We start from the raw sequence: 25,034 nt of genomic DNA, 5'->3' as shown, positions 1-25,034 counted from the left end.
AAGCAACATTATGTCAATATTAGTCAAATAACAAAAAAAGCAACTTCGTCAATAAACTCATTGACGAAGTTACTTTCAATTACTTTATTTAGGTATAGCTCTGTAAAGAAAAACACTGAAATGCACACGACTGATAGGCGTATTAGGCTTATAAATATTACCTTTATATCCAGTCGTTATATTATTTGCAGCTAAAAGATGGATATATTCATACGACCACAAATCTTTTGGAACATCTTTAAAAGTCATTGTACTTGTTCCTTTTAAGTTATAGGCAATCGCTACAACTTTGGCCATTTGTTCCCGTGTTAAGTTTGATTTCGGATCAAACTCTGCCAGACTTTTGCCATTCATAATTCCTGCAGCAATAACCGCCGCAATTTCGTCATGATATATATACGTTAAAGGTACATCAGTAAATCCTGGATCTATAACGTTTGTTATATCTAATTTCAGCGCTCTTGCAATAATTACAGCTGCATGTCCACGCGTCAATGAATCATTCGGCATGAAATAGCCATTATTTCCGGTAATAATTTCTTTACTAGTTAAAAGCTCTAATTCTTTATAGTAAGTATAGTTCGAAGGGATATCTTTATACAAAGCAGTGTTAGGGACAGTTATTGGAAATTCTACTTTTTTTGTACCCAACTGTGCAGTTACTTTCCCCGTAGCACCCGCTTGATTTGCAGTAAATTTACCATCACTCGTAATCGTGCCTATATTCCCTTCAACAGACCACTTTAATTGAGATGGATGATAGACTAGATCCTTTCCATTCGCATCTTTTGCACTCACATTAAAGCCCACCGTTTCACCAAGATTAACAGTGTTTACGCTCGGAGATACAGTTAATGTCGTTGGTGCATCCACAACTTTTACCGGGAATGACTGTACAGCTTGTCCATCATAATTAATGTAGATACGATCGTCCCCTGGTTTCGTCGTTGTAAATCCAAACCCTTTAACATTTAATGTGCCATTTTGTGATGTAAGTGAAACACGATTGCCCAGTGGTAAAGTATTGTAATTAGCATCCAACATATATTGCACAGCAACGTTCGATGATGCGCCTGCTAGTAATGTTGCATAGTTTGTACTATTTGTAAATTTCGCATGAGCCGCTTTTCCAGTAGGTGCTGTACTTACTGCTAAAAGCGTAGTCGATACGAGACGTTGGAAGTTATTAGCGTTTGACGGTAAATTAGCTAATACAACATTATTACTTCCATATTTTCGTATGCCCATTGTTGTAGAACCACCACCGTCTAAATTCACTGCACGGTCCACACCTAATGTAATTAAATAGTTAGCTAGTTGAGACATATTCATACCTTTACTATGACTTTGACGACCATCCACAGTTATGAAGTGTACAGTTTGTCTGTCCTTACTAACCCCGACTACAGTTCGCGGTGCAATTTCTTTCGCTCGCGCGCTTGATGTACTCATCATAATGTAAGGTTTCCCGTCTTTCACTAAGTAAGGGCCACTCGCTAAAACGAAATCAGCGTCTTGCCACTGCTTATCAATCGAAAAGTTCGTACTTACTTCATCTCCCACTTTTAAAGGTGAAAGCTTCTTATGCCAATCCCCACCTTGCGTTGATATAACAAAACCGGTAGCGGGTATTGTTGTTGTTACTTTCGAACCGTAAGCTGAAATACTTATAATTTTCCCTGTTAACGTTTGATCGAATGTATTCTCTGTTACCACTTTTCCAGTGTCTACAACGATTTCAAATCCATATTCATTCGTGTTCGTTGTCTTACTATAAAATTGTGGCGTATAAATTACCGCATTACCAGGATTTCGCGAATGGTTTAAACCTGTCATTTCATAGTTTATTCCTTTATGCGAAAGAGAGACATCAAATTTGAAGTTATCTATAAGCCCTTTTCCATCAGCAGTCATACCGAATGCAGTAGGGACATTCATATATTGATCTGAACCAACTGAAATAGCCCCACCGTTGATGATCTTATTATTTTGAGCTAATAAAAATAACGGATAGCCTAATCTCATATCGAAAAAACTTGCATTCACAGCACCTACAACACGATTCCCTTCTTTTGAATGGCGTGTTGCCATATTTGTTGTAGATTCTTTCCCGTTAACGGCGGGCGGTAGTCCTAACTGCACCTTCGTGTTTGGGTTTCCAACATTAATCTTTAAATGGTCAATCGTGTTCACAGACGCATCTTTATATGTATATTTATTATATTGAACCCCTTCTGATAACGGTAAATCTTGTACGACTGTTTGTTGTGCACTCACTTTAAATGGTTGCGAAATCACAACTGATATAATCATTAAAAGGAGTAGTATTCTATTCATTTTTTTCAGCATATAATCACCCTTTATTTATAAAGAGCTGTCCACCTTCCCTTCATCTTGCTTCATTAATACTATCAAAAAATATCAATTTATACTATTAAACTAAAGTTGTAGTTTTCAATCTCTACCATTTAGTTCTTAAACTATTAGACTATCTCTGTTAGTATTAAGGGACAAGTATAGGAGGTTAATAATAATGCAAAAAAAATCATTACATGTATTATTTATTGTGCTACTACTTTCGCTGATATTAAACACAACTACTGCTTCAGCGGATGAAATTTCGGGTCACGAACATGAGCCAGGATTACGTTATTTAATCATTAAAAATGCCTTAGAGAAAAACTCGAATGGTAGCTACTCACCTAATAATATCGTCACGCGCGGGGAATTCGCAGCCTATCTGTCACGTGTTTTGAATCTTAAAGGTGGAGAAGATATTACCTTTAATGACGTCCCGACAACACACGCTTATGCTGTAGACATTCAGCGTGCAGCGGCAGCCGAAATCATTACTGGTTATCCAGTAGCTGGAACATTTAAACCTGATAACGCTATCACCCGTCAACATATGGCGATTATTTTGGATCGTGTAATGGATCATTTAAAATTTAAAAAAGTAGTTGCTACTTTAGATTTTAAAGATGCAAATCTAGTTTCTGATGATTATAAACAAGCCGTTGCTAACGGTGCAGCTCTAGGCATTATTAAAGGAGAAAATGGCAACTTTAAACCTTTAAATAATGCTACTGTCGCACAATCAGCTACATTTATACATCGGTTAATGTTATTAACAGGTGATCCACAAGCTGATATCCCGATTTATTCTGTAAAAGAAATTTCAAATAGCACACTTGTTGGCAATCAAACATTTATGAATTTCACAGATGCAGAAAAAGCCATGAATAAAAGTTCACAAGTCATTGTTCTAAAAGACAAAATCATAAAGATGAATGCAGGTTTTGTCGTTACTAATAAATATGTTGCACTTTACTCCGAGACACTTAAAGATCAGATGCCTGTTGCAGCAAATACTGAAATGGAATACCTTGGAAGTGACGGCACAAATGCTAGAGTTCGACTTGCAGGACAAGTAGGTAATTTAAAACTAGCTGATGTCTCACTCATTCCATTTTCAATGAGTAAAGGACGTTCTTATTACGAAAATGTTAATGGCGAAATAACACATAAACTATACAACCACGCTACCGGAAAAAGCGCTGGAAGCTATAGCTATGGTAAAGCGCCCGCCTTCATGAAAAAAGATGCTATATACTATAGTTGGAACGGGATTAACTTCACCAATTCTAATGGGACAACTGCTGGAGAATCATATAACTACTATCAATTTCTTCCTGCACGATCAAAAACTAACTACAGCGCAGACGAGATAAACCAGTATATTGATAAAAAGTTAACTGAACTTGAGAAAACGAATTTATCTCAATATAAAGATGCCACTACTAAAAGTAAATTAGTTGGACTCGGTAAAACATTAAAGGATATCGAAGTAAAACATCAAATTAATGCCATGCTTATTTTAGCACTTGCACAACATGAAAGTGCATACGGTATGAGTGATCATGCACAAACTTATAATAATCTATTTGGGCTTTATGTCTATGACACAAACCCACTAAACAAAAACTTTGATACTGTCGCTGCTAATATAGATGAACTTATCACAAAGTTCTTACAGCCAAACTACATTACACCAAAAACACCTCTCGCAAACGGTCGCTTCAGTGGTCCCTATGCAAACGGTGCAGTTGTTGGCTCTAACGCTGTCGGTTTCAACGTGAAATATGCTTCTGACCCTTTCTGGGGTGCAAAAATCGCAGGTCATTATTACCGCGCAGAAAAAGAAATGGGCTATAAAGATGCGAAAAACCCATATACAATCGGCTTAACAACAACACCTGGCTTAAACGTCAGAACTGTTCCTACTTCTATAAATAACAAAGAACTATTTAAGTATACAAGCGCAGGCATGCCCGTCATCATCACAAGCTCAGCAACAAATGGCTGGTACGAAATTTTATCCGATCAACTCTACTCTCAACCTGTCTATGTAAGTAAGGATTATGTACGAGTGATTGATACTGTTAAATAACTAATCTATATTAGTGAGATAAATAATACTGCATCTAGTTGATTGAAGTGGAGAGCGGCGACTCCAACGGGAAAAGCGTGTCCAGGTGAGACCCCACAGGAAGAGCCGTTACGCAGAACGGCTTTTGCGACCAATAAGCGTAGCGTTTGAGAGCACGCTTTTGAGCGACGACGAGGAGAGATGGATTGAACTCTATCTTTCTGCACTTGTCGGACCGTCCGCCAAAGCGGGACTTCGAAAGTACCGAAGCCCTATCCGGAACGGAAATCAACGGTTTGGTAAAGCATGAATCATCAGTTCAACCTGTAAAATATTGAATAGAATATAAAATGTGGGTGATGCGTAAAACACATCATCCATATTTGACGTATAATTGATTTACATAGATAATAGTTTGATGTGGTATAATCGCAACATAAAAAGAATAAAGGATGTAGTTTAATGAAGATTGGAATTGTGGGGAATTATGGAAATGATAATAATGGCGATGAGTCCATTTTATTTGGGATTCTCCAACAAGTAAAAGAAGTATTTTCAGTATCCCCTGAAGACATTACCGTTTTTAGTAACAGCACACAACAAACATCCGAACGATACGGTGTACAAAGTTACCCATTATATTATAAACAAAGTAATTTATATAAAACTTTCTTTCACACATTCAAAAACAACAAACAATACGTTTCAGAGTTCGATCTCCTGATTATAGGTGGTGGAGGTCTTTTAATGGACTTTTACAGACGAGAAGCACATCTATACGGGACATATGCAATGATGGCCAAGCAAAGCAAAGTTCCATATATTATCTACGGTTGTGGAGCTGGTCCCCTAGATACAATATCCGGCAAAATTAGTATTCGAGCAATGTGCAGATACGCAACGAATATCTCTGTTCGAGATCCTAAATCAAAACAACTTCTAGAGAAAATTGGCGTAAAAAAAGAAATTCATATCGTTGGTGACCCTGCCTTTTCAATGAAAGTTAACAGAATGAAATATAGCGAAAAACCACTCAATGTCGGTGTGTCAGCAGTTCCCTTTTATAATGCCAACTATTGGCCTAAGGGTGACGTCAAATTATATGATGAATATACGACAAGTATGGCGAGAAATCTTGACAATGCCATTGCTCAACACAATATCACCATAACTTTCTTTGCAACGAAATTCCCGCAAGACGTCATTGTTACAAAAGATATCCAAAAAAAGATGACTCATCAAGAAAACACGAAAATTATTGATGAAAATCTTGTACCAGAACGTTTACTTGAAGTAACCGGTAATCTCGATTTAGTAATTGGGACAAGGCTACATTCTTTAATACTCGCAACTAGTTCGGAGACACCAATCATTGCAATCTCTTACCATACTAAGGTTCAAGATTTCATGTCTTTTGTCGGCTTATCTGATCGTTGCTTACAAATGGACGACCTAAAAGTAAATGATGATGCAATTGCTGACGTCTTTAAAAAGTTAAGCAATGACTGGGAGAATACGATTATGAAAACGAAGGAAGTTTCTAATTTTATTAATCAGGAAGCATTGAAAGGTCTAAAATTAATGAAAAAGGCTGTGACGCGTTTATGAAACAAATACTCGTTCTCAGCAAATTACTGTTCACTTCCAATCGCCTAACTTTTAATGTTTCCAAGAGTTTTCTAGCTGTATCTTATAGATATGCCTATATTAATAAAACGGATATCGCTATGGCCCTTTTAAGAGTTAAATGTTATCGAAGTCGACCAATGAAGGTAGGGACGGCATATGAATTCATTTGTTAAAATTGTTGGCGTTGTTGCGATAATAAATGTCGTTGCTCGTCTGTTTGGCTTTTTTCGTGAAATCGTAATTGGCTATCAGTATGGTAGCAGTTATATTGCGGACAGTATTTTCACCGCATATATGATTCCAAACTTTCTCTACTTAGTTGTCGGTGGTGCTTTTACGACAGCTGTCATTTCTATTTATAGTCGCGGCACAACTGATAAAGCACTTTTCGTTAAGCAATCTTTTACAATTGTATTGTTTCTCGTATCAGCCATGACAGTCGTTTTATTATTATTTACTGATCCAATAATGGCGTTATTCAATAGCGAGAAAGTTGCGAGTGGACTTAGCCAAGAAGATATCGGATTAACTAAACATCTTTACTATTGGATGTTACCTTCTTCTATTTTACTTGTCCTTTCATCTTGGTATAGCGGATTACTAAATGTAAATCAAAAGTTTCATTTATCAAGTTTTGCTATATTAATTTATAATGCAATCTTTTTAGTCATTGCAGTAGGTTTATCATTTTTCTTTGGTCCAATTGCATACGGAATTAGTGCGATGGCAAGCTCAATCTTAATGGTTTACTTCTTGGTTGTTGGTTACCGAAAATTAAAAACGCATCCTGTAGGTATTTCCTTTAAACATAATTTATCATCAAAACAATTATGGTATATGATAATGCCAATCATGCTCGGTGGCGCAACTATCCAGCTTTACGCCTTGCTTCAACGGCTTTTTGCAGGTATGTTATCTGAAGGAGCGATTGCATCTGTAAACTATGCATCAAAACTTATGCAATTTCCGCAGGCCATATTAATTACTGCAGTAACAACGGTTATTTATCCAATATTAAGCTTAAAAGAAAATGACAATGATGTAACTTCGATTCGCAGTCTTTATTCCAAAGGCTTGCATTATTTGTTATTATTGCTCATTCCAGTTACAGTTTTCTCTTATTTTTATTCGGAAAACTTAGTACAAGTTATTTTCCAATACGGGAACTTTGATGCACAGTCAACAGCTATAACAGCTCCCATATTAGCGATTTTTGTACTAGCTATGTATTTCCTTGCGGCAAACACGTATATCACACGCTTTTACTATGCTAAAGGTGACTCCATGGCACCGGTTATTTTTAGTTTAATAAACGTCTTCGGGGTCAACATTGCAATCATTATGTCGCTCGTAGACTCTATGGGCGCCGCAGCGATTGCCTGGGGTACATTAGTAAGTTCTGTTACAAACTTTATCATGTTAATCGCCTATGCTAATAGAAAGTATAAATTAAAAATGGGCGTTTTCAGTAAGGAATTAGAGTTTTACCGTGCGATTTTGCCAATTATCATCATTACAGTCGTTGTTTATTATTCAAGTCAGTACTTAGTATTTGATTATAAATGGTTGACTTTTATTGTTGGTGTAGGGATCTTCGGAATTACAGTAGTAGGTTCCTATTTCCTATTTGGAATAAAAGAAGTTCAAGAATACACACATAAGCTCAAAAGAAAGCTTTTAAAACATAAAAATTAAGCAAAAAGTGTGGGGATTTTATTATCCCACGCTTTTTTCTATTAATTAATCTAAGTCATTTCGTCAAATAACGACAAAATAGTAGAATTAGATTGACAGTGTATTCTTTACATTGTAATATGTGGGTGTGAACCAATTTGAAAATTAAATAGAAATCTCTTATCAAGAGTAGCTGAGGGACTGGCCCGTTGAAGCTCGGCAACCATCTATAGTAATTGCTATAGACAGGTGCTAAATCCTGCAAAATGTTTTTGTTTTGAAAGATGAGAGAGGACGATCTTATTAGCCATACATAAGTGTGCCTCTCTATTTTTGATAGAGGGGCTTTTTGATTTTTCAAAATAAGTATTGTTAACATCCAGTGTTGATTTACGCTGCAGGCGGACGCTTTCCGCGGGGCGAGCGGTTAGCCGCTTCAGTCGCTACGCTCCTTCCAGGGTCTCACCTGTCTCGCTAATCCCGTCGGAGTCGCCGCCTTTCGCTTCAATCAATAATATTATTAACACAGTCTTCAAAATAAATATACATACAAAAACAGGGGGAATTCAAATGAAAAAAGTTAGTATTTTATTGTCAATCGTATTATTACTCGGTATCCTTACAGCTTGTGGAACTGGAAAAGATGACAAAGGAAAAGTCAACGCACTTAATGAATCGAAACTTTTAATTGGTGTTACGGGTGGCCCACATGAACAAATTATGGAAAAAGTAAAAGAAATTGCAGCAAAAGATGGACTGGAAATTGATATCAAATCATTTTCTGACTACGTAATTCCTAACACTGCTCTATCTGAAGGCGATTTAGATGTAAATAGTTATCAACATAAACCATTCCTAGATAAATTTAATGCAGACCACAGTACAGATCTTGTTACAATTGGAAAAACAATTTTAAACCCAATGGCTGTTTATTCAAACGAATATAAAGACATGAAAGACCTTCCAAACGGTTCAAAATTCGGACTACCAAATGACCCAACTAACGGATCACGTGCATTATTCATTCTTCAAGAAGCTGGTATTATTAAATTAGATGAAGCGAAGAAAGAAACAGCTAATATTCATGACGTAATCGAAAATCCACAAAATCTTGAATTCATCGAACTAGATGCAGCACAAATTCCGAACCAACTTGGCGAGCTTGCTGCAGCTGCAATCAATACAAACTTTGCGATTGCAACTGGTCTTAACCCGAAAGAAGATTCAATTCTTTTAGAATCAACTGACTCACCATATGTTAACTACATCGTTGTTCGTGCTGAAAACGAAAATGATGAAGTTCTGAAAAAACTAGTAAAAGCTTATCAATCTCCAGAAGTTAAAAAGTTTGTAGAAGAGGAATTCGGCGGCTCAATCATCCCAGGTTGGTAAGGTTGAGTCACTCCCCTTCTACACAAGTTACCAGTTCAATCAATTTCATAATATTATTTTATCGCCACACCACCACAACATATAGTCAAGTTGAACCGTTCTCGAACAATATGTTGTGTCGTTGTAGCAAGTTAAGGTAATTATGAAATTGACTCTGTTCAATCAATTTCATAATAGGATTTTATCGCCACACCACCACAACATATAGTCGAGTTGAACCGTTCTCGAACAATATGTTGTGTCGTTGTAGCAAGTTAAGGTAATTATGAAATTGACTCTGTTGTAGAAAGGAATGGACTATATGATTTTATTAAAAAACGTTACAAAAACATTTGAAACGAAAAACGGCGTTGTTGAAGCAGTAAAAAACGTTAACCTCCACGTTAAAAAAGGTGAAATTCACGGCGTTATTGGTTATAGTGGCGCTGGTAAAAGTACGTTAATCAGATGTGTTAACTTACTTGAAAGACCATCTGAAGGCCAAGTATTCATAAAGGGACAGGAAATCATGTCCCTTCCTTTGAATCAATTACGTGAAACAAGAAAAGGAATCGGCATGATTTTCCAAGGTTTTAATTTACTTAAAACAGCAACTGTTTACGATAACATCGCTATTCCGTTAAAACTACTCGGATTTGATAAAGAAGAAACGAAAAAGCGTGTCATTAAATACTTGGAAATTGTTGGTTTATCCGATAAACATAAATCTTTTCCAAATCAATTATCAGGCGGACAAAAACAGCGTGTCGCCATTGCAAGATCTCTTGCGCAAGAACCAGAAATACTGTTAAGTGACGAAGCAACAAGCGCACTAGACCCTGAAACGACAGAATCCATTCTAGATCTTCTATTAAAAATTAATGCAGAACTCGGAATTACGATTTTACTAATTACGCATGAAATGAACGTCATCCAAAAGATTTGTGATTATGTCTACGTGATGGAAGACGGGAATGTCATAGAGCAAGGCACGACAATCGATTTATTTTCACGTCCACAGGAGCCTACAACTCAGACGTTTCTCAACACGATCTCACAACGGAAACTATCTCCTTCTTTAATTCAACAACTAAGCCTAACAGGTGCTGTTACAAGACTCACTTTTGTAGGCGAATCAACAAGTCAACCGCTTCTTGCGCTTGCGACAGAAAAATTTAACGTAAAACCGAATATCTTATCTGCAAATATTATTGAACTAAAAAATGGCATCGTCGGAAACTTGGTCATTCACCTCGTTGGTGAAAAAGAAAATATTGTAAAAGCGTTACAGTTCTTAACTGAACAAGGCGTCGGTACAGAAGAATTGGAGGGGTAAGACATGAACAATGATGCGAATTTTATTGATAAATGGGTTCCGATTATTTGGAAATCAATCGTAGAAACTTTTCAAATGGTAACTGTCTCCCTCGTATTTTCAGTTGTTCTCGGTGTACTGTTAGGGATTTTGTTAGTACTTACCCGACCTGGCCAATCTTTTGAGAATAAATTCGTCTACAATCTATTTAATTTAATCGTCAATATTCTTAGATCTATTCCATTTATTATTTTATTGTTTTTCATTTTGCCATTCACGAAAATTATTGCTGGTACAACCATTGGCGTGCAAGGTGTTATCGTTCCACTCGTCATCTATACAGCACCATATATTGCGAGATTAATGGAAACCGCATTACTAGAAGTCGACCAAGGTACAGTCGAAGCTTACACAGCGATGGGTATTAAAAGAAGATCAATCATTTGGAATGTCCTTCTTAGAGAAGCAAGACCTTCCATTATACTTGGTTTAACAATTGCTACCGTTAGTTTAATTGGTGCAACAGCAATGGCCGGACTTGTTGGTGCAGGTGGTCTCGGTGACCTTGCTTACAGATATGGACATATTCAATACGAAGTTGAAGTCATGTACGCAACAGTCTTCATATTAATTGTTCTCGTCCAAGGAATTCAAATGCTCGGTAACCATTTTTCAGCGAAATTAAAGAAAGATTGAACGGAGGTTTATCATGACTTACGAAGTATTTTCAACCATAGACGGCCAGGTCGCAACAATCGTTTTCGATCGACCTGCTAAGAAGAATTCATTTTCACTGGCAATGTTTAAAAAACTTTATGACGTTTTGGATGAACTAGAAAAAGACCCATCAGTGAAAGTACTCATCGTCCGTGGTGTCGATGAAACAGCATTCTCTTCCGGTGCTGACATCAGTGAATTTCTCGATGCACGGTTCGAAACAGACAAAGCAAAACAATACAACGACGAAGCGCTCCGAGCAATCGATAAACTATACCGCTTCCCTCGCCCTACAATCGCATTAATACGAAAACTAGCAATTGGCGGCGGGTTAGAACTCGCAAACTCATGCGACTTCAGATTTGCATCAACAGATAGTAAACTCGGCATTACAGCAGCAAATGTAGGCATCGTCTACAACCTATCCAGCACAAAAAGACTTTACAACCTAATAGGCCCATCAAAATCAAAAGAACTTCTCTATACAGCAAAGCTAATTAGCGCAGAAGAAGCAGTCTCAATTGGCCTAATTAACGAAGCCTATAGCCCTGACACGATAGATGAAGAAGTAAACTCATTCGCACAACTCATAATTAGCAAATCCTCCGTCGCCAATGCAGGCATAAAAAAAGTCATCCAAGCAATCGTCGACGGCGAAAACGAAGAAAACGAAGAACTAGCAGAAATGATTTTAGAATCCTTCAGCTCCGATGACTATAAAGAAGGCATCGACGCTTTTTTGAACAAGAGGAAACCTAATTTTAAATAACTAGAATTCAACACCTAAAATCAACTATATAAGTTGAAATTAGGAATACTACATCTAGTTGATTGAAGTGGAGAGCGGCGACTCCAGCGGGAAAAGCGCGTCCAGGTGAGACCCCGCAGGAGCGTAGCGACGAGGAGGCTCACGGACCGCCCGCGGAAAGCGTCCGCTCGGAACGGAAATCAACGGTTTCGTAGAACTAAATTCATTAGTTTAATCCCAATAAAAAAGGACTGATCATTCATGACAGCAAATAAAAACGCCGATAAACTACTCGACAACATCGCCTCAAACGACATACATCCAATCGGATACGAAGAACTCGAAGCATATGCCGAAAAACACCTACCACTTGGTAAATTCGGATACATCCGTTCAGGCGCCGGCAACGAAGAAACACTACATAAAAACACCACATCATTCGTGAAGTACTCACTCGTACCACGCTTTCTAAACGACGTTTCAACAGTTGATACAAGCGTCACTTTATTCGGAAAAACCTATCCCCACCCTATTTTACTCGCACCTGTTGGCATGCAGAAACTGGCACATGAAGAAGCTGAACTCGCTACTTCTAGAGCGGCAGCTACATTCGGAATTCCTTATATTCAAAGCACGGTTTCTAGTTTCTCTATGGAAGACGTTAAAAAAGAATCAGGAGACAGCCCTAAATGGTTTCAACTTTATTGGTCCGCTAATAAAGAAATCTCTTATAATATGGTAAAAAGAGCTGAAAAAGCTGGTTTTGAAGCACTTGTCGTAACGATTGACACCGTGATGATTGGCTGGCGTGAAGAGGATTTACGCAATAAATACTCTCCGTTAAAACTTGGTCTAGGTATATCAAATTACAAGTCTGATGAAGTCTTTATGTCATCCATTTCCGGGACGGATGATGAATCGATTATTCAAGGAATGGTTAACAATATTCATCACCCGACATTATGTTGGGACGATATTATTGAGTTAAAGAAGAGAACGACGTTGCCTATCCTGTTAAAAGGAATTTTACACCCAGAAGACGCTTTACTTGCGATTAAACATGGTATTGATGGGATCATCGTTTCCAATCACGGCGGTAGACAATTAGATGGTGTGATCTCAACAATTGATGCCCTTCCACCAATTGCAGAAGCTGTTAATGGAAAAATTCCAATATTATTAGACAGTGGCATTCGTAGAGGGTCAGATATTATTAAAGCACTAGCTTTAGGTGCTAATGCGGTACTAATTGGTAGACCTTTTGTTTACGGACTTGCAGCTGATGGTCAAGCCGGCGTTGAAAGAGTCATTGAGTCGTTTATTCAAGAAACTGAAGTGTCACTTGCATTGACGGGTGTTTCAACTTTAGCCGACATACAAAAAGTTACGATTGTAAAAGCTTAAATTTGGAGGTTTTAATTCGTGGAACAAGCATTAAAAGGTTTGAAAGTCATCGATTTGTCCCAAGTATTGGCGGGACCTTATTGCACAATGGTTTTCGGCGACATGGGTGCAGATGTAATTAAAATCGAGAAATACCCAAAAGGCGATGATACGCGCTCGATGGGACCTTATATTAACGGCGAAAGTTATATGTATATGATGGTCAATCGAAATAAAAGAGGGTTATGCCTTAATTTAAAAAGTGATGAAGGTTTACAAATATTGTATGACCTCATCAAAACCGCCGATGTCTTCGTTGAAAACTTTAGACCAGGTGTAGCTCAGAAATTAAAAATGGATTATGACACACTGTCGGCAATCAATCCTGCCCTAATCTACTGTTCGATTTCAGGTTATGGACAAACTGGACCATACCGCGAAAAAGGCGGATTCGATATTATGGCACAGGGTTTATCTGGATTAATTGATATGACAGGTGAAAAAGGTGGGAAACCCGTTAAAGTCGGGATTGCGATGCATGATATCGCGGCTGCACAAACTGCGATTCAGTCGATTTTAGCTGCTTATATTCATAGACTTAAAACTGGTGATGGTCAGTATATCGATGTATCTCTCGTTGATGCGGGACTTGCTTGGACAGTTTGGGAAGCGGCTGCTTTTTTCGGAAATGGAGATCTTCCACAGCGGAATGGCACAGCACACCGCGTATCTGCACCGTACCAAGGTTACAAAACGAAAGACGGTTATATTTTAATCGGGGCTGCCAATCAGAAGTTATGGGAGATATTTTGTTTACAAGTTATGTCAAAACCTGAATGGCTTGTGGATGAAAGGTTTACAACAAACAGTATCCGAAATGAAAACGCAGATGAACTTGAAGTGGAGATTGAAAAAATCCTTGTTGAGCATCCATCTGACTACTGGCTTGATTTATTAAGCACAAATAATATCCCTTCAGGTCCTATTTTGAACTATGGTCAAACACTCACGGATCCACATGTTTTAGACCGCGATATGATTTTAGATTATGAACACCCTATTGCTGGTCCTATGAAGACTTTAGGATTTCCGGCGAAACTTTCTGCTACACCAGGGGTAATTTCTAAACCCGCTCCCCTACTTGGTCAGCATAATGAAGAAGTGCTGAGTGAACTTGGCTATAATGTAGATGTGCAACATGCATTGAAAAAAGCTGACGTTACTAATTAAAAAAAAAGAGATATAAGAGAAAACTTTCTCTTATATCTCTTTTTTATTATGAATCTAAATCGACAATCAGTTTACCTGGGTTTAAAATATTATTCGGATCAAATGTCTTCTTAATTTGTTTCATCATTTCATACGCATAACCGTGTTCCTCGGCCTGATACTTCGTCTTACCGACACCTACACCGTGTTCACCTGTACATGTCCCGCCTATAGATAAAGCAAATTTAACAATATGTTCATTCAACTCTTTCGCTTGTGCTACTTCTTCTTCATTTTCTAAATCAATCATTAAAATGACATGATAATTCCCGTCACCTACATGTCCTACAATGGCAGCGTCTAGACCCATTTCATCGATTTTCTCACGACTATTTGCAATCGCATCTGGGAGTAAATCCATCGGTACACTAGCATCCGTTACCATCATTTTCTTACCCGGCGCACCGTGAATAAAAGCATAAGCTAAGTTATGTCGGATTTCCCATAGTTCATGTCTTGCCTTCGAGTCGCTTTCAAATGCAAACGCTACGCAATCAAGGTCTTCTAATAACTCTTGGGCAAAGTCAATGTCTTCTTTCATCCCTGCTTCATTTCCGTGGAACTCAAGGAAAAGTGTTGGTAGTTCTGGGAATGACGTATCCGAATAAACATTTACTTGCTGAACTGAACGTGCATCAACTAACTCAATCCGCGCCATCGGAATTCCTGCGCCCATAATTGTGACGACTGCATCAACAGCATCTTGAACCGTTTCAAATGAAGCCCGTGCTGCCATAATATGTTCTGGAATACCATGTACTTTCAATGTAAGTTCAGTAATGACGCCTAAAGTCCCCTCAGAACCAACCATTAAACCGTTTAAATGATAGCCTGAAGATGATTTCGCTGATAAACCGCCCGTACGCATGACGTTGCCATCCGCTAAAACAACTTCTAAATCTCTTACTTGATCACGCATTATACCGTAACGTACAGAAGTCGTTCCACTCGCATTCGTAGCAGCCATTCCACCTAGTGTTGCATCTGCACCCGGATCGACTGTGAAAAATAAACCATGTTTCTTCAACTCTTGATTTACTTGACTACGTGTCATGCCCGGTTGAACTCTAACAAGGAAATCTCGTTCTCGAATTTCAAGTACTTTATTCATCAATGACATATCTAATGAAATCCCGCCTTCATAAGGGATAATATGACCTTCTAAACTCGTACCCAGTCCAAATGGGACAACTGGAATCCTGTTTTCATTCGCAAATGCGAGTACTTTACTCACTTCTTCAGTCGTTGCAGGAAAAACGACAACATCAGGTAAATGCGGTTCATGATACGATTCGTCTTTACCGTGGCGTTCCAATATCGTTTGATTCACAACAACTTGATCTTCCGGTAATATTTCTCTTAGCCGTTCAATAAATAACATACTTACTTCCGCCTTCCTAAATAACAAATCTACTCTGAGTTAGATCATTAATCATTAATCTTTCTTCTGTCTACTATTCTACCATCTGTTCGACTTGATTCGTGTAGAAATGTTTTAATTCTAGTAGCTAATCGATGAAAAAGTTATCTGGAACTACTAATTGTCTTTCTAAGTAAAAATTACTACCATAATTACTAAATATTATGAATATTTAATCAAGATTAGGTTTTATTTAAAAGAGGGAGAAGCTTATTTAGGTAAATAAAATTTATGAAAATTGAATTCTTATTGATTTAAAAAGAATAGTTTTCGACATTTATTCTATCATTTATGGGTTGTGGATAAAGTTGTTAACATTATCCCGTTCACTGAGTATGACTTTGCCGTTTTATGAACAAGTTACACACAGGATGTCCACTAAACATTGTGGATAACAGAACGGTTGTTCCGAAACATTATATGTGCTAGAATCTAATTATATGAATGATCTGTACATTTTATTAATTAAAAGTAAGGTTGAAAAACTATATGGAGGTGGATTGTTATATGTTAAATATGTCGGATGACCTGTTAATTGAATCATACTTAAAAGCCATTGAGCATAATCTAAGTCTTGAATTTATTAAACAATTAGAAATTGAAATTAGCCGTCGGTCCCTTCTTATTAAATTAAAACAAACATCATGATATATACACATAGTAAAATGCCTTCTAGACGGGAAATCTACCGCGTAGAAGGCATTTTTTAGTTTTTATAAATCCGATTTATTATATATAGATTCAACATGTATTATAATTTTCAAAAAGATGTTTAGAAATGTTTCATGTGGGTAAATACTAACTACAAGGCTAAACGAAGTTAGAAGAAAGCGCGTAGACGAGTAACCTTCCGTGGACTTCAAACAAAGAATTGCACAGCCTTGGCGGAAAATTTGCTTTACTGACGATTGTAATCTCGTCGGGAACAGGTGTCACCTAGTAAGTGTACCAACAAGCAGTAAGTTTTTTGTGGTAGTGCACTTGAAGATCGACTGTAGAAGGTGTTAATCACAAACAGATTTTTGTGAAACCCTTACCATCAATTTGGTTTAAGAATTCAGTCGGCTCATCAAACTGCATAGACGGGGTTTTATAGTTTCGTCAGAAAGAACAGTTTGTAATTGAATAATAAAGAACGATAAGTTTTCCGCGCATGTCTCTTCCGAGGGACAAGAAGAAGCATGATCTAGCAACTTAGATCATGCTTTTTCTGTTGTATCATTATTGAATTGCTGTCGTGGGATTGGCAGTTTGCAACGTTTTTGGTTTTCCTGGCAACGCATTTAGGAAACCTCGCAACGTTTTAAGTAAACCTCTCAACGTTATGAAAGCTATGCAACGTTTTTGGCTTTCTTCACAACGTCTAGCCGTAACCTTACAACGTATTAAGTAAACCTCGCAACGTTTTGGAAGCTATGTATAAATGTCAACCTAAGTATGTACACTTTCGCTTGTTTAAAGATGTACAGAAATCACTCCTCTTCCTTTTTGAGGTGATCCTTTATTCTGTAGGATGGTCCCACGATACTAACGACTGTTGCGTGATGAAGAACACGATCTAGTATGGCATTAGCCAATTTGGTGTCCTGGAAAACCTCATCCCATGCTTTTAAATTTATATTCGTCGTTAAAATCGTACTTCTTTTTTCATACCGCATATCAATGAGCTGGAAGAACATCTTCGCATCCTCAGCTTCGATTGGTAGGTAACCAATCTCGTCAATAATCAATAGTCTATATTTCGTATAATGCTTTAAACGGACTTCTAAGCGATTCTCTATCTTTGCACGCTTCAAGTTCTGAATTAAGTCATGACACTTTATAAAGTAGGTACTAGTACGTTTCTTTGCGGCCGCAATACCTATGGATGTTGCCAAGTGAGTTTTTCCAACCCCACTAGGGCCTAAAAACACAATATTCTCTTGTGCCTCGAGGAAGCGTAATGAAGTGAAATCTTGAATTTGCTGCTTATTAATACTTGGTTGAAATTCAAAATCAAATTCTGCGACCTCTTTTCGGTGAGGAAACGCACCTACCTTAACCATTGCGTGAATCATATTTTGTTCTTTCACATCAATCTCGTAATTTGTAAGTTTGACTAAAGTATCGATAAATGACAATTCATTTTTAATGCTGAAGTCGACGACTTCTCCTAAATGGTGTGTCATTTGTTTCATTTTTAAGTACTCCAAGTTTTGGATTAGTTGCTGATAACTATTATTCATTTCTATACACCTCACCAATTGCTTCCAGGTTTTGTTTAGCTAATTTATCGATATCCGGATAATACGGAATTGCTTTGGCGAGTGTATCTTTGTAATGTATTTCTTTATAATTTAGTTTTGCTGTAGTTATCTTATGCTGCACAATTAAATCCATGGTATAGTAGATATATAAATGATCATCATATACTTGTAACCCGACCGTCTTTCCCTGATACTTGGCTGGAACTGAGTACTGGTTTGACTTGTAGGAAATCATGTTTGAGGCATTGACTTTTACAAGTGTATGTTTGATTTTGTAAGAATCTTTTACTTTGTCCTGTGGTAGGGGGAGTAAGAGGTTCTTTTCTTGTTTGTGCGCAAAAAGTGGAATCTTATTCGTTCCCTGATTGACACTTTGATTAATGCGTGTACATAGCTTTTGCACGAATTCGTGCAATTCTTCATAATTGAACTTCCCCTGGTAAGCATGAATCTCATCTAACAGTTTCATGGGCGCTTCTACTTTTCCTTTTGTTCTAGGTCTCCCAGCAACACAAGGTTGGACTTTAAAACCAAAATCCTGTGCAAATTGAGTAAACTTGTTATTTACAACACCTTTGAAATAGTCTGTTCTAGCATCGTCCATTACAGTTTTCATATTGTCTGTCACAATCACTTTCGGTACGCCTCCAAAAACTTCAAATGCTTCTGTCATAAATGATAATAAGACAGCCTGTGATTTTGAAATACTTAAATGAAACGCTCTAAATCTTGAATAAGAAAGTAGTAACACTGCTACGTTAACATATATGATTTCACCATCTTTCATTTCATAACGGATGCTCTCTTTCCAGTCTAGCTGTGCTTGTTCACCAGGCTTCGTCTCGTAACGAATACCGGATGATGCACTTGATGTTGTACGTTTACCATCATCGAAGTACGCCTTGAATTCTGGCTTTCGATTAATATAAGCACCAAAATTAGATTGTGAACATTGTAGATTATGGTTATCTTTTAAGTACTGCCATAAAACTCTTTTGTAATAAAAAACTTGTTTGGATTCTGTGGATAACAACTCCGCGATATCTTCATAATTTTTATCGATTTTAGATTCTTTCTTTCTCGTTTGCTTGGGTGTAAAACCATTTAAATACTTATCAATCGTGCGACGATCTGCACCTAATTCTCTAGCTAACTGGCTTTTGTTTATTTTCATTTTTAAGTTCTCCATTAGTGTTTTTAGTTTGGATAAATCACAAAGACTCTTTATCTCTATTTCTGTTTGAATATCTAACTGTAGATACATTCCAATCACCTCATAATAATTATGAGGATTACAATTAAGTTTGTACATATTTATTCAAGCATTTGTGTACATATCTAAACTATCATTTATAGCTATGCAACGTTTTTGGTTTTCCTTGCAACGTCTAGCCGTAACTTTGCAACGTATTAAGTAAACCTCGCAACGTTTTGGAAGCTATGCAACGTTTTTGGTTTTCCTTGCAACGTCTAGCCGTAACTTTGCAACGTATTAAGTAAACCTTGCAACGTTTTGGAAGCTATGCAACATTTTCGGTTTTCCTTGCAACGTCTAGAGGAAACTTTGCAACGTATTAGGGAAGCCTCGCAACGTTTTGGAAGCTATGCAACGTTTTCGGTTTTCCTTGCAACGTCTAGCCGTAACTTTGCAACGTATTAGGGAAACTTCGCAACGTTTTCAACTGCATCTGCTTGATATTCCACTATATTACATATTTACTTATCCTCCACATGCAAAAAGTATATACTTGAAGTCTACTAACCATTAAAGGAGCTTCATAGATGATTCACTTACACAAGAATGATATTAGAAAACACATTATAAAACCAACAGTCTTCATGAATTTGAAAATGAAAATGATTCTGCTCATTGGGGCATTGGTCGTCGCAATTATTTTGATTATAGGTGGGTTTCTTTCCCATTTCTTAGAAAAAACACTAGAAGAGCAAATAGGTGATAGAGCACTGAGCGTCGCGAAAACCGTTGCGCTTATCCCTGAACTGTCAGAAGCTTTTCATTCTCAGGATCCTGCTACTATTATTCAGCAAATCGTTATACCGATTCAGCAATCTACTGGTGCTGAGTTTATTGTAATCGGGAATAAAGATGAAATCCGTTATGCGCATCCAAATCCAAGCGAAATTGGACATAAAATGGTTGGTGAAGATAACGAAGCAGCTCTAATCCGCGGTGAATCTTATACTTCAATCGCCACAGGTTCTCTCGGGAAATCTTTACGTGCAAAAGTGCCTATTGTACTTGACGGCGAAATCGTCGGTGTCGTTTCTGTTGGTTTTCTAGTCGATAATATTAAGACAATTATTTGGAATTATAGTAAAGAATTATGGCTTGTACTACTCTTAATCACAGTTGGCGCAATTGCCTTTGCTGTCCTTATCGCAACGCATATAAAGAAAGACTTATTCGGATTAGAACCAGAAGAAATTTCACATTTACTATTCCAAAAGGAAACCATTCTTCATTCTACACATGAAGGGATTCTTGCTGTAAATGGTGAGGGTTTTATTACGATGATGAATTCAGCAGCAGAACGGCTTTTATTTGACGAAGAGACATCTGCTGAACAGTATATCGGTCAATCAATTCATACGACCTTCCCCACTTCTGAACTAGCAGAAGTGCTCAGTTCCGGTAAAGGTCAGTATGACAAAGAAAAGATTTTTGGTAATAATATTGTATTTGTTAATAGCTTACCCATTTATTTTGAAAATGTAATTGTTGGAGCTGTTTCAACTTTTCGAAATAAAACTGAAATCGAAGTTTTATCCAAAGAATTATCTCGTGTTAAGCAATACGCAAATGCTCTTCGTGCACAAACACATGAATTCTCAAACAAACTTTACACGATTATGGGCTTGGTCCATTTGAATAAAAAGAAGGAAGTCATTGATTTCATTCAACTTGAAAGCGCTGTACAACAAGAATGGATTTATGCGGTTATCGAAAAGATATCAGATTCCCTTCTTAGTGGACTTCTAATTGGTAAGCTGAATACAGCGAGTGAGAAACAAATTGAATTAACGATTCACCAAGAGAGCGAATTGAGCATACAGTTATCCGATAAACAAAGTCACGCATTACTTACCGCAATAGGAAATTTAATAGATAACTCTATAGATGCAGTAAAGGTTTTGTCTCCCGAAAATCGTAAAATCTCATTATTTTTTACTGATATAGGCGACGACATTCTTATTGAAATAGATGATTCTGGAATCGGTATTGCAGCCGAACACGTCAATAAGCTATTCCAACAAGGGTTTTCTACGAAGGAAGGTTCGGACCGCGGCTTTGGATTAGCATTAACTTACCAATTAATTAGTAATATTGGCGGCCATATTTTTTTAGATGAAAGTGAACTGGGCGGCTCTTGTTTTGTCGTTTCAATACCGAAGTTTAGTGAGGGGAAGTAATAATATGAATGACTTAATCCGCGTTTTAATAGTAGAAGATGATTTCCGTGTTGCAGATATTAATTGCGAACTTGTCAACAATGTTGAAGGATTCAAAGTAATTGGTATCGCCAAAACGGGAAAGGAAGCTTTATCAATATTAAATGAAAGCGATGTCCAACCTGATTTAATTCTTTTAGATGTTTATATTCCGGATAGTGAAGGTTTGAGTTTATTTTGGACAGTTCGAAAAAGCTATCCTAAAATCGATATTATTATGATAACGGCTGCAAAAGAAGTGGAGACAATTGAAGAAACGTTAAGAGGCGGTATTTTTGATTATATTGTCAAACCGATTAACTTTAACCGCTTTGAAAAGACATTGGAACGATACAAAGAAAAGAAGCAATTATTGTCTTCTAAAAAGGAACTCGAACAAGATGATATAGATAAGCTTATCGGACAAAATCCAGACGAAGGAAAACAAGACGGATTTAAAGTTTTCCCAAAAGGAATTGACCAAATAACATTAGGTAAAATAAATACAGTTCTAAAAGAGTGCGACTCTAGTGGTGTAAATGCATTGGAGATGGGTGAAGAAGTAGGTGTCAGTCGCTCTACAGCAAGACGTTATCTTGAATATCTCGTCTCCATAAACGAAGCAAAAGCACAACTTATTTACGGTGAAGTTGGCAGACCTGAAAGAAAATACATTCCGTGGACTTTATGAACTATATACACATAATAACCATTAGACTTCTTAGTTAATTAAACTTATTTTCTGCATCCCTCTATGTTAAATTTTGAAGAAGAAAGAAATTTAAAAGAGGGATGTTAGTTAGTTATGCAATTTTTAATCGCTCTATTGTATACGCCTTCATAACGACGTCTCCCTTTTGAAATTAAACGATTGTTTAGTCGAAAGGAGAAAATTATATGCTCAGTATTATTGGACTTTTAGTTATTCTTACCATCGTTATTTTATTAATTAGTAACCGAATTACACCGATTGTTGCGCTCGTACTTGTACCAATTGTAGGTGCTTTTGCTGCAGGTTTTAATTTTAAGGAAATCGGAGAATTTTTTAATAGTGGAATTACTTCGGTTATCAGTGTTGTTATTATGTTCATCTTCGCAATTCTATTCTTTGGTATCATGCAAGACACGGGTGTTTTTGATCCTTTAATTAATAAAATGATTACGATATCACGCGGAAATATTATTGCAGTTTCTATAGCAACCGTTATTATTGCAGCAGTTGCACAACTAGACGGATCGGGTGCTTCTACCTTTTTAATTACAATACCCGCGTTACTTCCGCTTTATAAACGTTTGAAAATGAACCCGTACTTACTCTTATTACTCGTCGGTACATCTGCAAGTATTATGAATATGGTGCCTTGGGGTGGCCCTCTGGGAAGAACCGCGTCTGTCCTCGGAATGGACGTCACTGAATTATGGAGACCTCTTATTAAAATTCAAGTGATTGGATTGGTTTTATTAGTCATATTGGCAGTAATTTTAGGTATGCGTGAAAAACGACTTATCGCCAAAAGAAGTTTGTTAAATGTAGATATTTTTGAAGGGGCTAACCCATCAATCGCGCCTTTGGATGAAGAAGGTCCAGCTGCAACAAAGGCCGCTTCACTTAGACGTCCAAAGCTGTTATGGCTAAACGTCATACTCGCAGTTAGCGTTATTGGTATTCTCGTATGGGGCATTATTCCAGCAGGATTTGCATTCATGATTGGTGTGAGTATTGCGCTACCGCTTAATTACCGCAGTGTTGACGCACAAATGGATCGCATTAAAGACCATGCGCCAAATGCTCTGTTAATGGCTGCGATTATACTCGCGGCAGGTTCGTTCCTCGGTATTTTGAATGGCACGAATATGCTTGATTCGATTGCAACTGATCTTGTAACTATATTACCTGCGTTTATCGTTCCTTATTTACATATTATTATCGGTGTTTTCGGGGTACCGTTTGATTTATTACTAAGTACAGATGCATACTATTTTGCACTCTTCCCGATTGTTGAACAAGTCGTAACAACTTTCGGTGTCCCTTCCCTATCCGCAGCTTATGCGATGATTGTCGGGAATATTATCGGAACATTCGTCAGTCCGTTTTCACCAGCACTCTGGCTCGCACTCGGGTTAGCAGGGCTTGAAATGGGTAAACACATACGTTATTCATTCATGATTATGTGGGGCTTCAGTATCGTATTACTTGTCATCACAATTATGCTAGGTGTTATTACGATTTAAGTGTTAATCAAACGGCGTGTGGTCCCAACAGGTTAATACTTGTTGGGACTTTTTTACCCCCCCTAATTTTATAACTTTTCTTGTAGTTTATAGTTAGTAATGTTCCTAATGGTAAACTTCGCAACGCTCAGATGAAACTATGCAATATCCAGCTGAAACCTCGCAACGTTTCGGATTGTATGCAACATTTTAGAGAAACCATGCAACGTCAGCTAGAAACTATGCTACGTCTACACTAAACTATGCAACGTCAAGACGAAACCTGGCAACGTTTCGGATTGTATGCAACATTTTAGAGAAACCTTGCAACGTCAGCTAAAAACTATGCTACGTCTACACTAAACTATGCAACATCAAGACGAAACCTCGCAACGTTTCGGATTGTATGCAACATTTTCGAGAAACCATGCTACGTCAGCTAGAAACTATGCTACGTCTACACTAAACTATGCAACGTCAAGACGAAACCTGGCAACGTTTCGGATTGTATGCAACATTTCTGAGAAACCTTGCAACGTCAGCTAGAAACCATGCAACGTCTACCCTAAACTTTGCAACATCCAGACGAAATCCCGCTACCCCGTCCCTATAAAATGAAATGAGCTTCTATTTATGGTAAAATTCACTTATGAGAAAAATAATCCTACTATTATTAGTAATTGCAACACTATTCGTTTCATCTGGACAGTCTTATGAACAACAATCGCTTATTCCTACACTTGAAAAGTGGTTGCCGAGTAAACCACTAGAAGAACCGTTATCCAAACTAGAAATTCCTTATTGGGGAAAGACGATTTCAGTTGAAGAACGGGGCTATTATTATTTCGTTGAATTTTTATTGCGGAAAAGCGCACACTTCTTTATTTTCGGCGTACTTGCCACTATAATCTATTCGATTATCCCAGCACGTCGTAATCGAATGCTTATTGCACTTCTTGTCACAACGGCTTTTGCAATCGCAGATGAATACCATCAATCACTGACAGGTGGTAGAACCCCATCCGCAAAAGATGTATTGCTCGATATGTCCGGTGCTGTAACATTTCTTGTTATTCTGCGCATTCTGCCGAAGAAGAAAAAACGTAAAAAACCGATTAAGTCTAAAAAATAACTTAATCGGTTTTTCTCTGTCCATTTTCATGTATAAAAAG

At 37.4% G+C, this 25,034-nt stretch carries 18 protein-coding genes and 1 riboswitch; of the genes, 14 read left to right on the top strand and 4 right to left on the bottom strand.

Annotated features, from left to right (window positions below; genetic code table 11):
• Window positions 1–84: 84 nt before the first annotated feature.
• Window positions 85–2,349, bottom strand: coding sequence for a phosphodiester glycosidase family protein (locus AC3RV6_RS02965; RefSeq protein ID WP_489747982.1), 2,265 nt, complete (start codon window positions 2,347–2,349; stop codon window positions 85–87).
• A 184-nt stretch (window positions 2,350–2,533) separates the two neighbouring features.
• Here AC3RV6_RS02965 and AC3RV6_RS02960 point away from each other — a divergent pair, with 184 nt between their 5' ends.
• The 9 genes from AC3RV6_RS02960 to AC3RV6_RS02920 all read left to right on the top strand — a co-directional run bounded on the left by AC3RV6_RS02960 (window position 2,534) and on the right by AC3RV6_RS02920 (window position 14,496).
• Window positions 2,534–4,450 (top strand): S-layer homology domain-containing protein, encoded by a 1,917-nt coding sequence (locus tag AC3RV6_RS02960; protein ID WP_489747981.1) that lies wholly within the window; start codon window positions 2,534–2,536, stop codon window positions 4,448–4,450.
• Between the two features lie 441 nt (window positions 4,451–4,891).
• Window positions 4,892–6,037, top strand: a complete 1,146-nt coding sequence (locus AC3RV6_RS02955; RefSeq protein WP_489747980.1) for a polysaccharide pyruvyl transferase family protein — start codon at window positions 4,892–4,894, stop codon at window positions 6,035–6,037.
• A 177-nt stretch (window positions 6,038–6,214) separates the two neighbouring features.
• The gene (gene murJ / locus AC3RV6_RS02950) at window positions 6,215–7,753 is read left to right on the top strand and encodes a murein biosynthesis integral membrane protein MurJ (protein ID WP_489747979.1); all 1,539 of its coding nucleotides are present in this window, start codon (window positions 6,215–6,217) and stop codon (window positions 7,751–7,753) included.
• A 156-nt stretch (window positions 7,754–7,909) separates the two neighbouring features.
• A riboswitch (SAM riboswitch) is annotated at window positions 7,910–8,023 on the top strand.
• 279 nt (window positions 8,024–8,302) lie between these two features.
• On the top strand, window positions 8,303–9,124 hold the full coding sequence (locus tag AC3RV6_RS02945; protein ID WP_489747978.1) for a MetQ/NlpA family ABC transporter substrate-binding protein: 822 nt from the start codon (window positions 8,303–8,305) through the stop codon (window positions 9,122–9,124).
• Between the two features lie 301 nt (window positions 9,125–9,425).
• The gene (locus AC3RV6_RS02940) at window positions 9,426–10,439 is read left to right on the top strand and encodes a methionine ABC transporter ATP-binding protein (protein WP_489747977.1); all 1,014 of its coding nucleotides are present in this window, start codon (window positions 9,426–9,428) and stop codon (window positions 10,437–10,439) included.
• A 3-nt stretch (window positions 10,440–10,442) separates the two neighbouring features.
• Window positions 10,443–11,114, top strand: a complete 672-nt coding sequence (locus AC3RV6_RS02935) for a methionine ABC transporter permease (protein ID WP_489747976.1) — start codon at window positions 10,443–10,445, stop codon at window positions 11,112–11,114.
• A 13-nt stretch (window positions 11,115–11,127) separates the two neighbouring features.
• A complete protein-coding gene (locus tag AC3RV6_RS02930; protein WP_489747975.1) occupies window positions 11,128–11,904 on the top strand; it encodes an enoyl-CoA hydratase/isomerase family protein in 777 nt (258 codons plus the stop codon).
• Window positions 11,905–12,144: 240 nt separating this feature from the next.
• Window positions 12,145–13,287, top strand: a complete 1,143-nt coding sequence (locus AC3RV6_RS02925) for an alpha-hydroxy acid oxidase (protein ID WP_489747974.1) — start codon at window positions 12,145–12,147, stop codon at window positions 13,285–13,287.
• Window positions 13,288–13,305: 18 nt separating this feature from the next.
• The gene (locus AC3RV6_RS02920; protein WP_489747973.1) at window positions 13,306–14,496 is read left to right on the top strand and encodes a CaiB/BaiF CoA transferase family protein; all 1,191 of its coding nucleotides are present in this window, start codon (window positions 13,306–13,308) and stop codon (window positions 14,494–14,496) included.
• 46 nt (window positions 14,497–14,542) lie between these two features.
• Here AC3RV6_RS02920 and AC3RV6_RS02915 read toward each other — a convergent pair whose 3' ends face one another.
• Window positions 14,543–15,916 carry an FAD-binding oxidoreductase gene (locus AC3RV6_RS02915; protein WP_489747972.1) on the bottom strand — a complete coding sequence of 458 codons (1,374 nt, stop codon included), beginning with the start codon at window positions 15,914–15,916 and terminating at the stop codon, window positions 14,543–14,545.
• Between the two features lie 546 nt (window positions 15,917–16,462).
• Between AC3RV6_RS02915 and sda the strand changes: the two genes are divergently transcribed.
• Window positions 16,463–16,603 (top strand): sporulation histidine kinase inhibitor Sda, encoded by a 141-nt coding sequence (sda, locus tag AC3RV6_RS02910; RefSeq protein WP_489747971.1) that lies wholly within the window; start codon window positions 16,463–16,465, stop codon window positions 16,601–16,603.
• An 824-nt stretch (window positions 16,604–17,427) separates the two neighbouring features.
• On the opposite strand, the gene istB is transcribed toward sda, so the two are convergent.
• Both istB and istA read right to left on the bottom strand, forming a co-directional pair.
• A complete protein-coding gene (gene istB / locus AC3RV6_RS02905) occupies window positions 17,428–18,180 on the bottom strand; it encodes an IS21-like element helper ATPase IstB (protein WP_489747970.1) in 753 nt (250 codons plus the stop codon).
• A complete protein-coding gene (gene istA, locus AC3RV6_RS02900) occupies window positions 18,173–19,465 on the bottom strand; it encodes an IS21 family transposase (RefSeq protein ID WP_489746254.1) in 1,293 nt (430 codons plus the stop codon). The genes istB and istA overlap by 8 nt, the downstream gene beginning before the upstream one ends.
• Window positions 19,466–19,983: 518 nt before the next feature.
• Here istA and AC3RV6_RS02895 point away from each other — a divergent pair.
• The 4 genes from AC3RV6_RS02895 to AC3RV6_RS02880 all read left to right on the top strand — a co-directional run bounded on the left by AC3RV6_RS02895 (window position 19,984) and on the right by AC3RV6_RS02880 (window position 24,994).
• Window positions 19,984–21,633 carry an ATP-binding protein gene (locus AC3RV6_RS02895; RefSeq protein ID WP_489747969.1) on the top strand — a complete coding sequence of 550 codons (1,650 nt, stop codon included), beginning with the start codon at window positions 19,984–19,986 and terminating at the stop codon, window positions 21,631–21,633.
• A 4-nt stretch (window positions 21,634–21,637) separates the two neighbouring features.
• Complete coding sequence (locus AC3RV6_RS02890; protein ID WP_489747968.1) at window positions 21,638–22,342, top strand: response regulator; 705 nt, start codon at window positions 21,638–21,640, stop codon at window positions 22,340–22,342.
• 206 nt (window positions 22,343–22,548) lie between these two features.
• Entirely contained in the window at window positions 22,549–23,883 is a 1,335-nt protein-coding gene (locus tag AC3RV6_RS02885; protein WP_489747967.1) for a CitMHS family transporter, read from the top strand.
• Window positions 23,884–24,511: 628 nt separating this feature from the next.
• A complete protein-coding gene (locus AC3RV6_RS02880) occupies window positions 24,512–24,994 on the top strand; it encodes a VanZ family protein (protein ID WP_489747966.1) in 483 nt (160 codons plus the stop codon).
• Window positions 24,995–25,034 lie beyond the last annotated feature (40 nt).

The organism is Sporosarcina sp. So3-204 (assembly GCF_058068165.1).
Note: the sequence above shows the minus strand (reverse complement) of the source record. Positions and strands in the feature narration are given on the sequence as shown.

Coding starts and splice junctions, on each gene's coding strand:
- AC3RV6_RS02965 (WP_489747982.1), bottom strand. CDS start 2,349: ATGCTGAAAAAAATGAATAGAATACTACTCCTTTTAATGATTATATCA.
- AC3RV6_RS02960 (WP_489747981.1), top strand. CDS start 2,534: ATGCAAAAAAAATCATTACATGTATTATTTATTGTGCTACTACTTTCG.
- AC3RV6_RS02955 (WP_489747980.1), top strand. CDS start 4,892: ATGAAGATTGGAATTGTGGGGAATTATGGAAATGATAATAATGGCGAT.
- murJ (WP_489747979.1), top strand. CDS start 6,215: ATGAATTCATTTGTTAAAATTGTTGGCGTTGTTGCGATAATAAATGTC.
- AC3RV6_RS02945 (WP_489747978.1), top strand. CDS start 8,303: ATGAAAAAAGTTAGTATTTTATTGTCAATCGTATTATTACTCGGTATC.
- AC3RV6_RS02940 (WP_489747977.1), top strand. CDS start 9,426: ATGATTTTATTAAAAAACGTTACAAAAACATTTGAAACGAAAAACGGC.
- AC3RV6_RS02935 (WP_489747976.1), top strand. CDS start 10,443: ATGAACAATGATGCGAATTTTATTGATAAATGGGTTCCGATTATTTGG.
- AC3RV6_RS02930 (WP_489747975.1), top strand. CDS start 11,128: ATGACTTACGAAGTATTTTCAACCATAGACGGCCAGGTCGCAACAATC.
- AC3RV6_RS02925 (WP_489747974.1), top strand. CDS start 12,145: ATGACAGCAAATAAAAACGCCGATAAACTACTCGACAACATCGCCTCA.
- AC3RV6_RS02915 (WP_489747972.1), bottom strand. CDS start 15,916: ATGTTATTTATTGAACGGCTAAGAGAAATATTACCGGAAGATCAAGTT.
- sda (WP_489747971.1), top strand. CDS start 16,463: ATGTTAAATATGTCGGATGACCTGTTAATTGAATCATACTTAAAAGCC.
- istB (WP_489747970.1), bottom strand. CDS start 18,180: ATGAATAATAGTTATCAGCAACTAATCCAAAACTTGGAGTACTTAAAA.
- istA (WP_489746254.1), bottom strand. CDS start 19,465: ATGTATCTACAGTTAGATATTCAAACAGAAATAGAGATAAAGAGTCTT.
- AC3RV6_RS02895 (WP_489747969.1), top strand. CDS start 19,984: ATGATTCACTTACACAAGAATGATATTAGAAAACACATTATAAAACCA.
- AC3RV6_RS02890 (WP_489747968.1), top strand. CDS start 21,638: ATGAATGACTTAATCCGCGTTTTAATAGTAGAAGATGATTTCCGTGTT.
- AC3RV6_RS02885 (WP_489747967.1), top strand. CDS start 22,549: ATGCTCAGTATTATTGGACTTTTAGTTATTCTTACCATCGTTATTTTA.
- AC3RV6_RS02880 (WP_489747966.1), top strand. CDS start 24,512: ATGAGAAAAATAATCCTACTATTATTAGTAATTGCAACACTATTCGTT.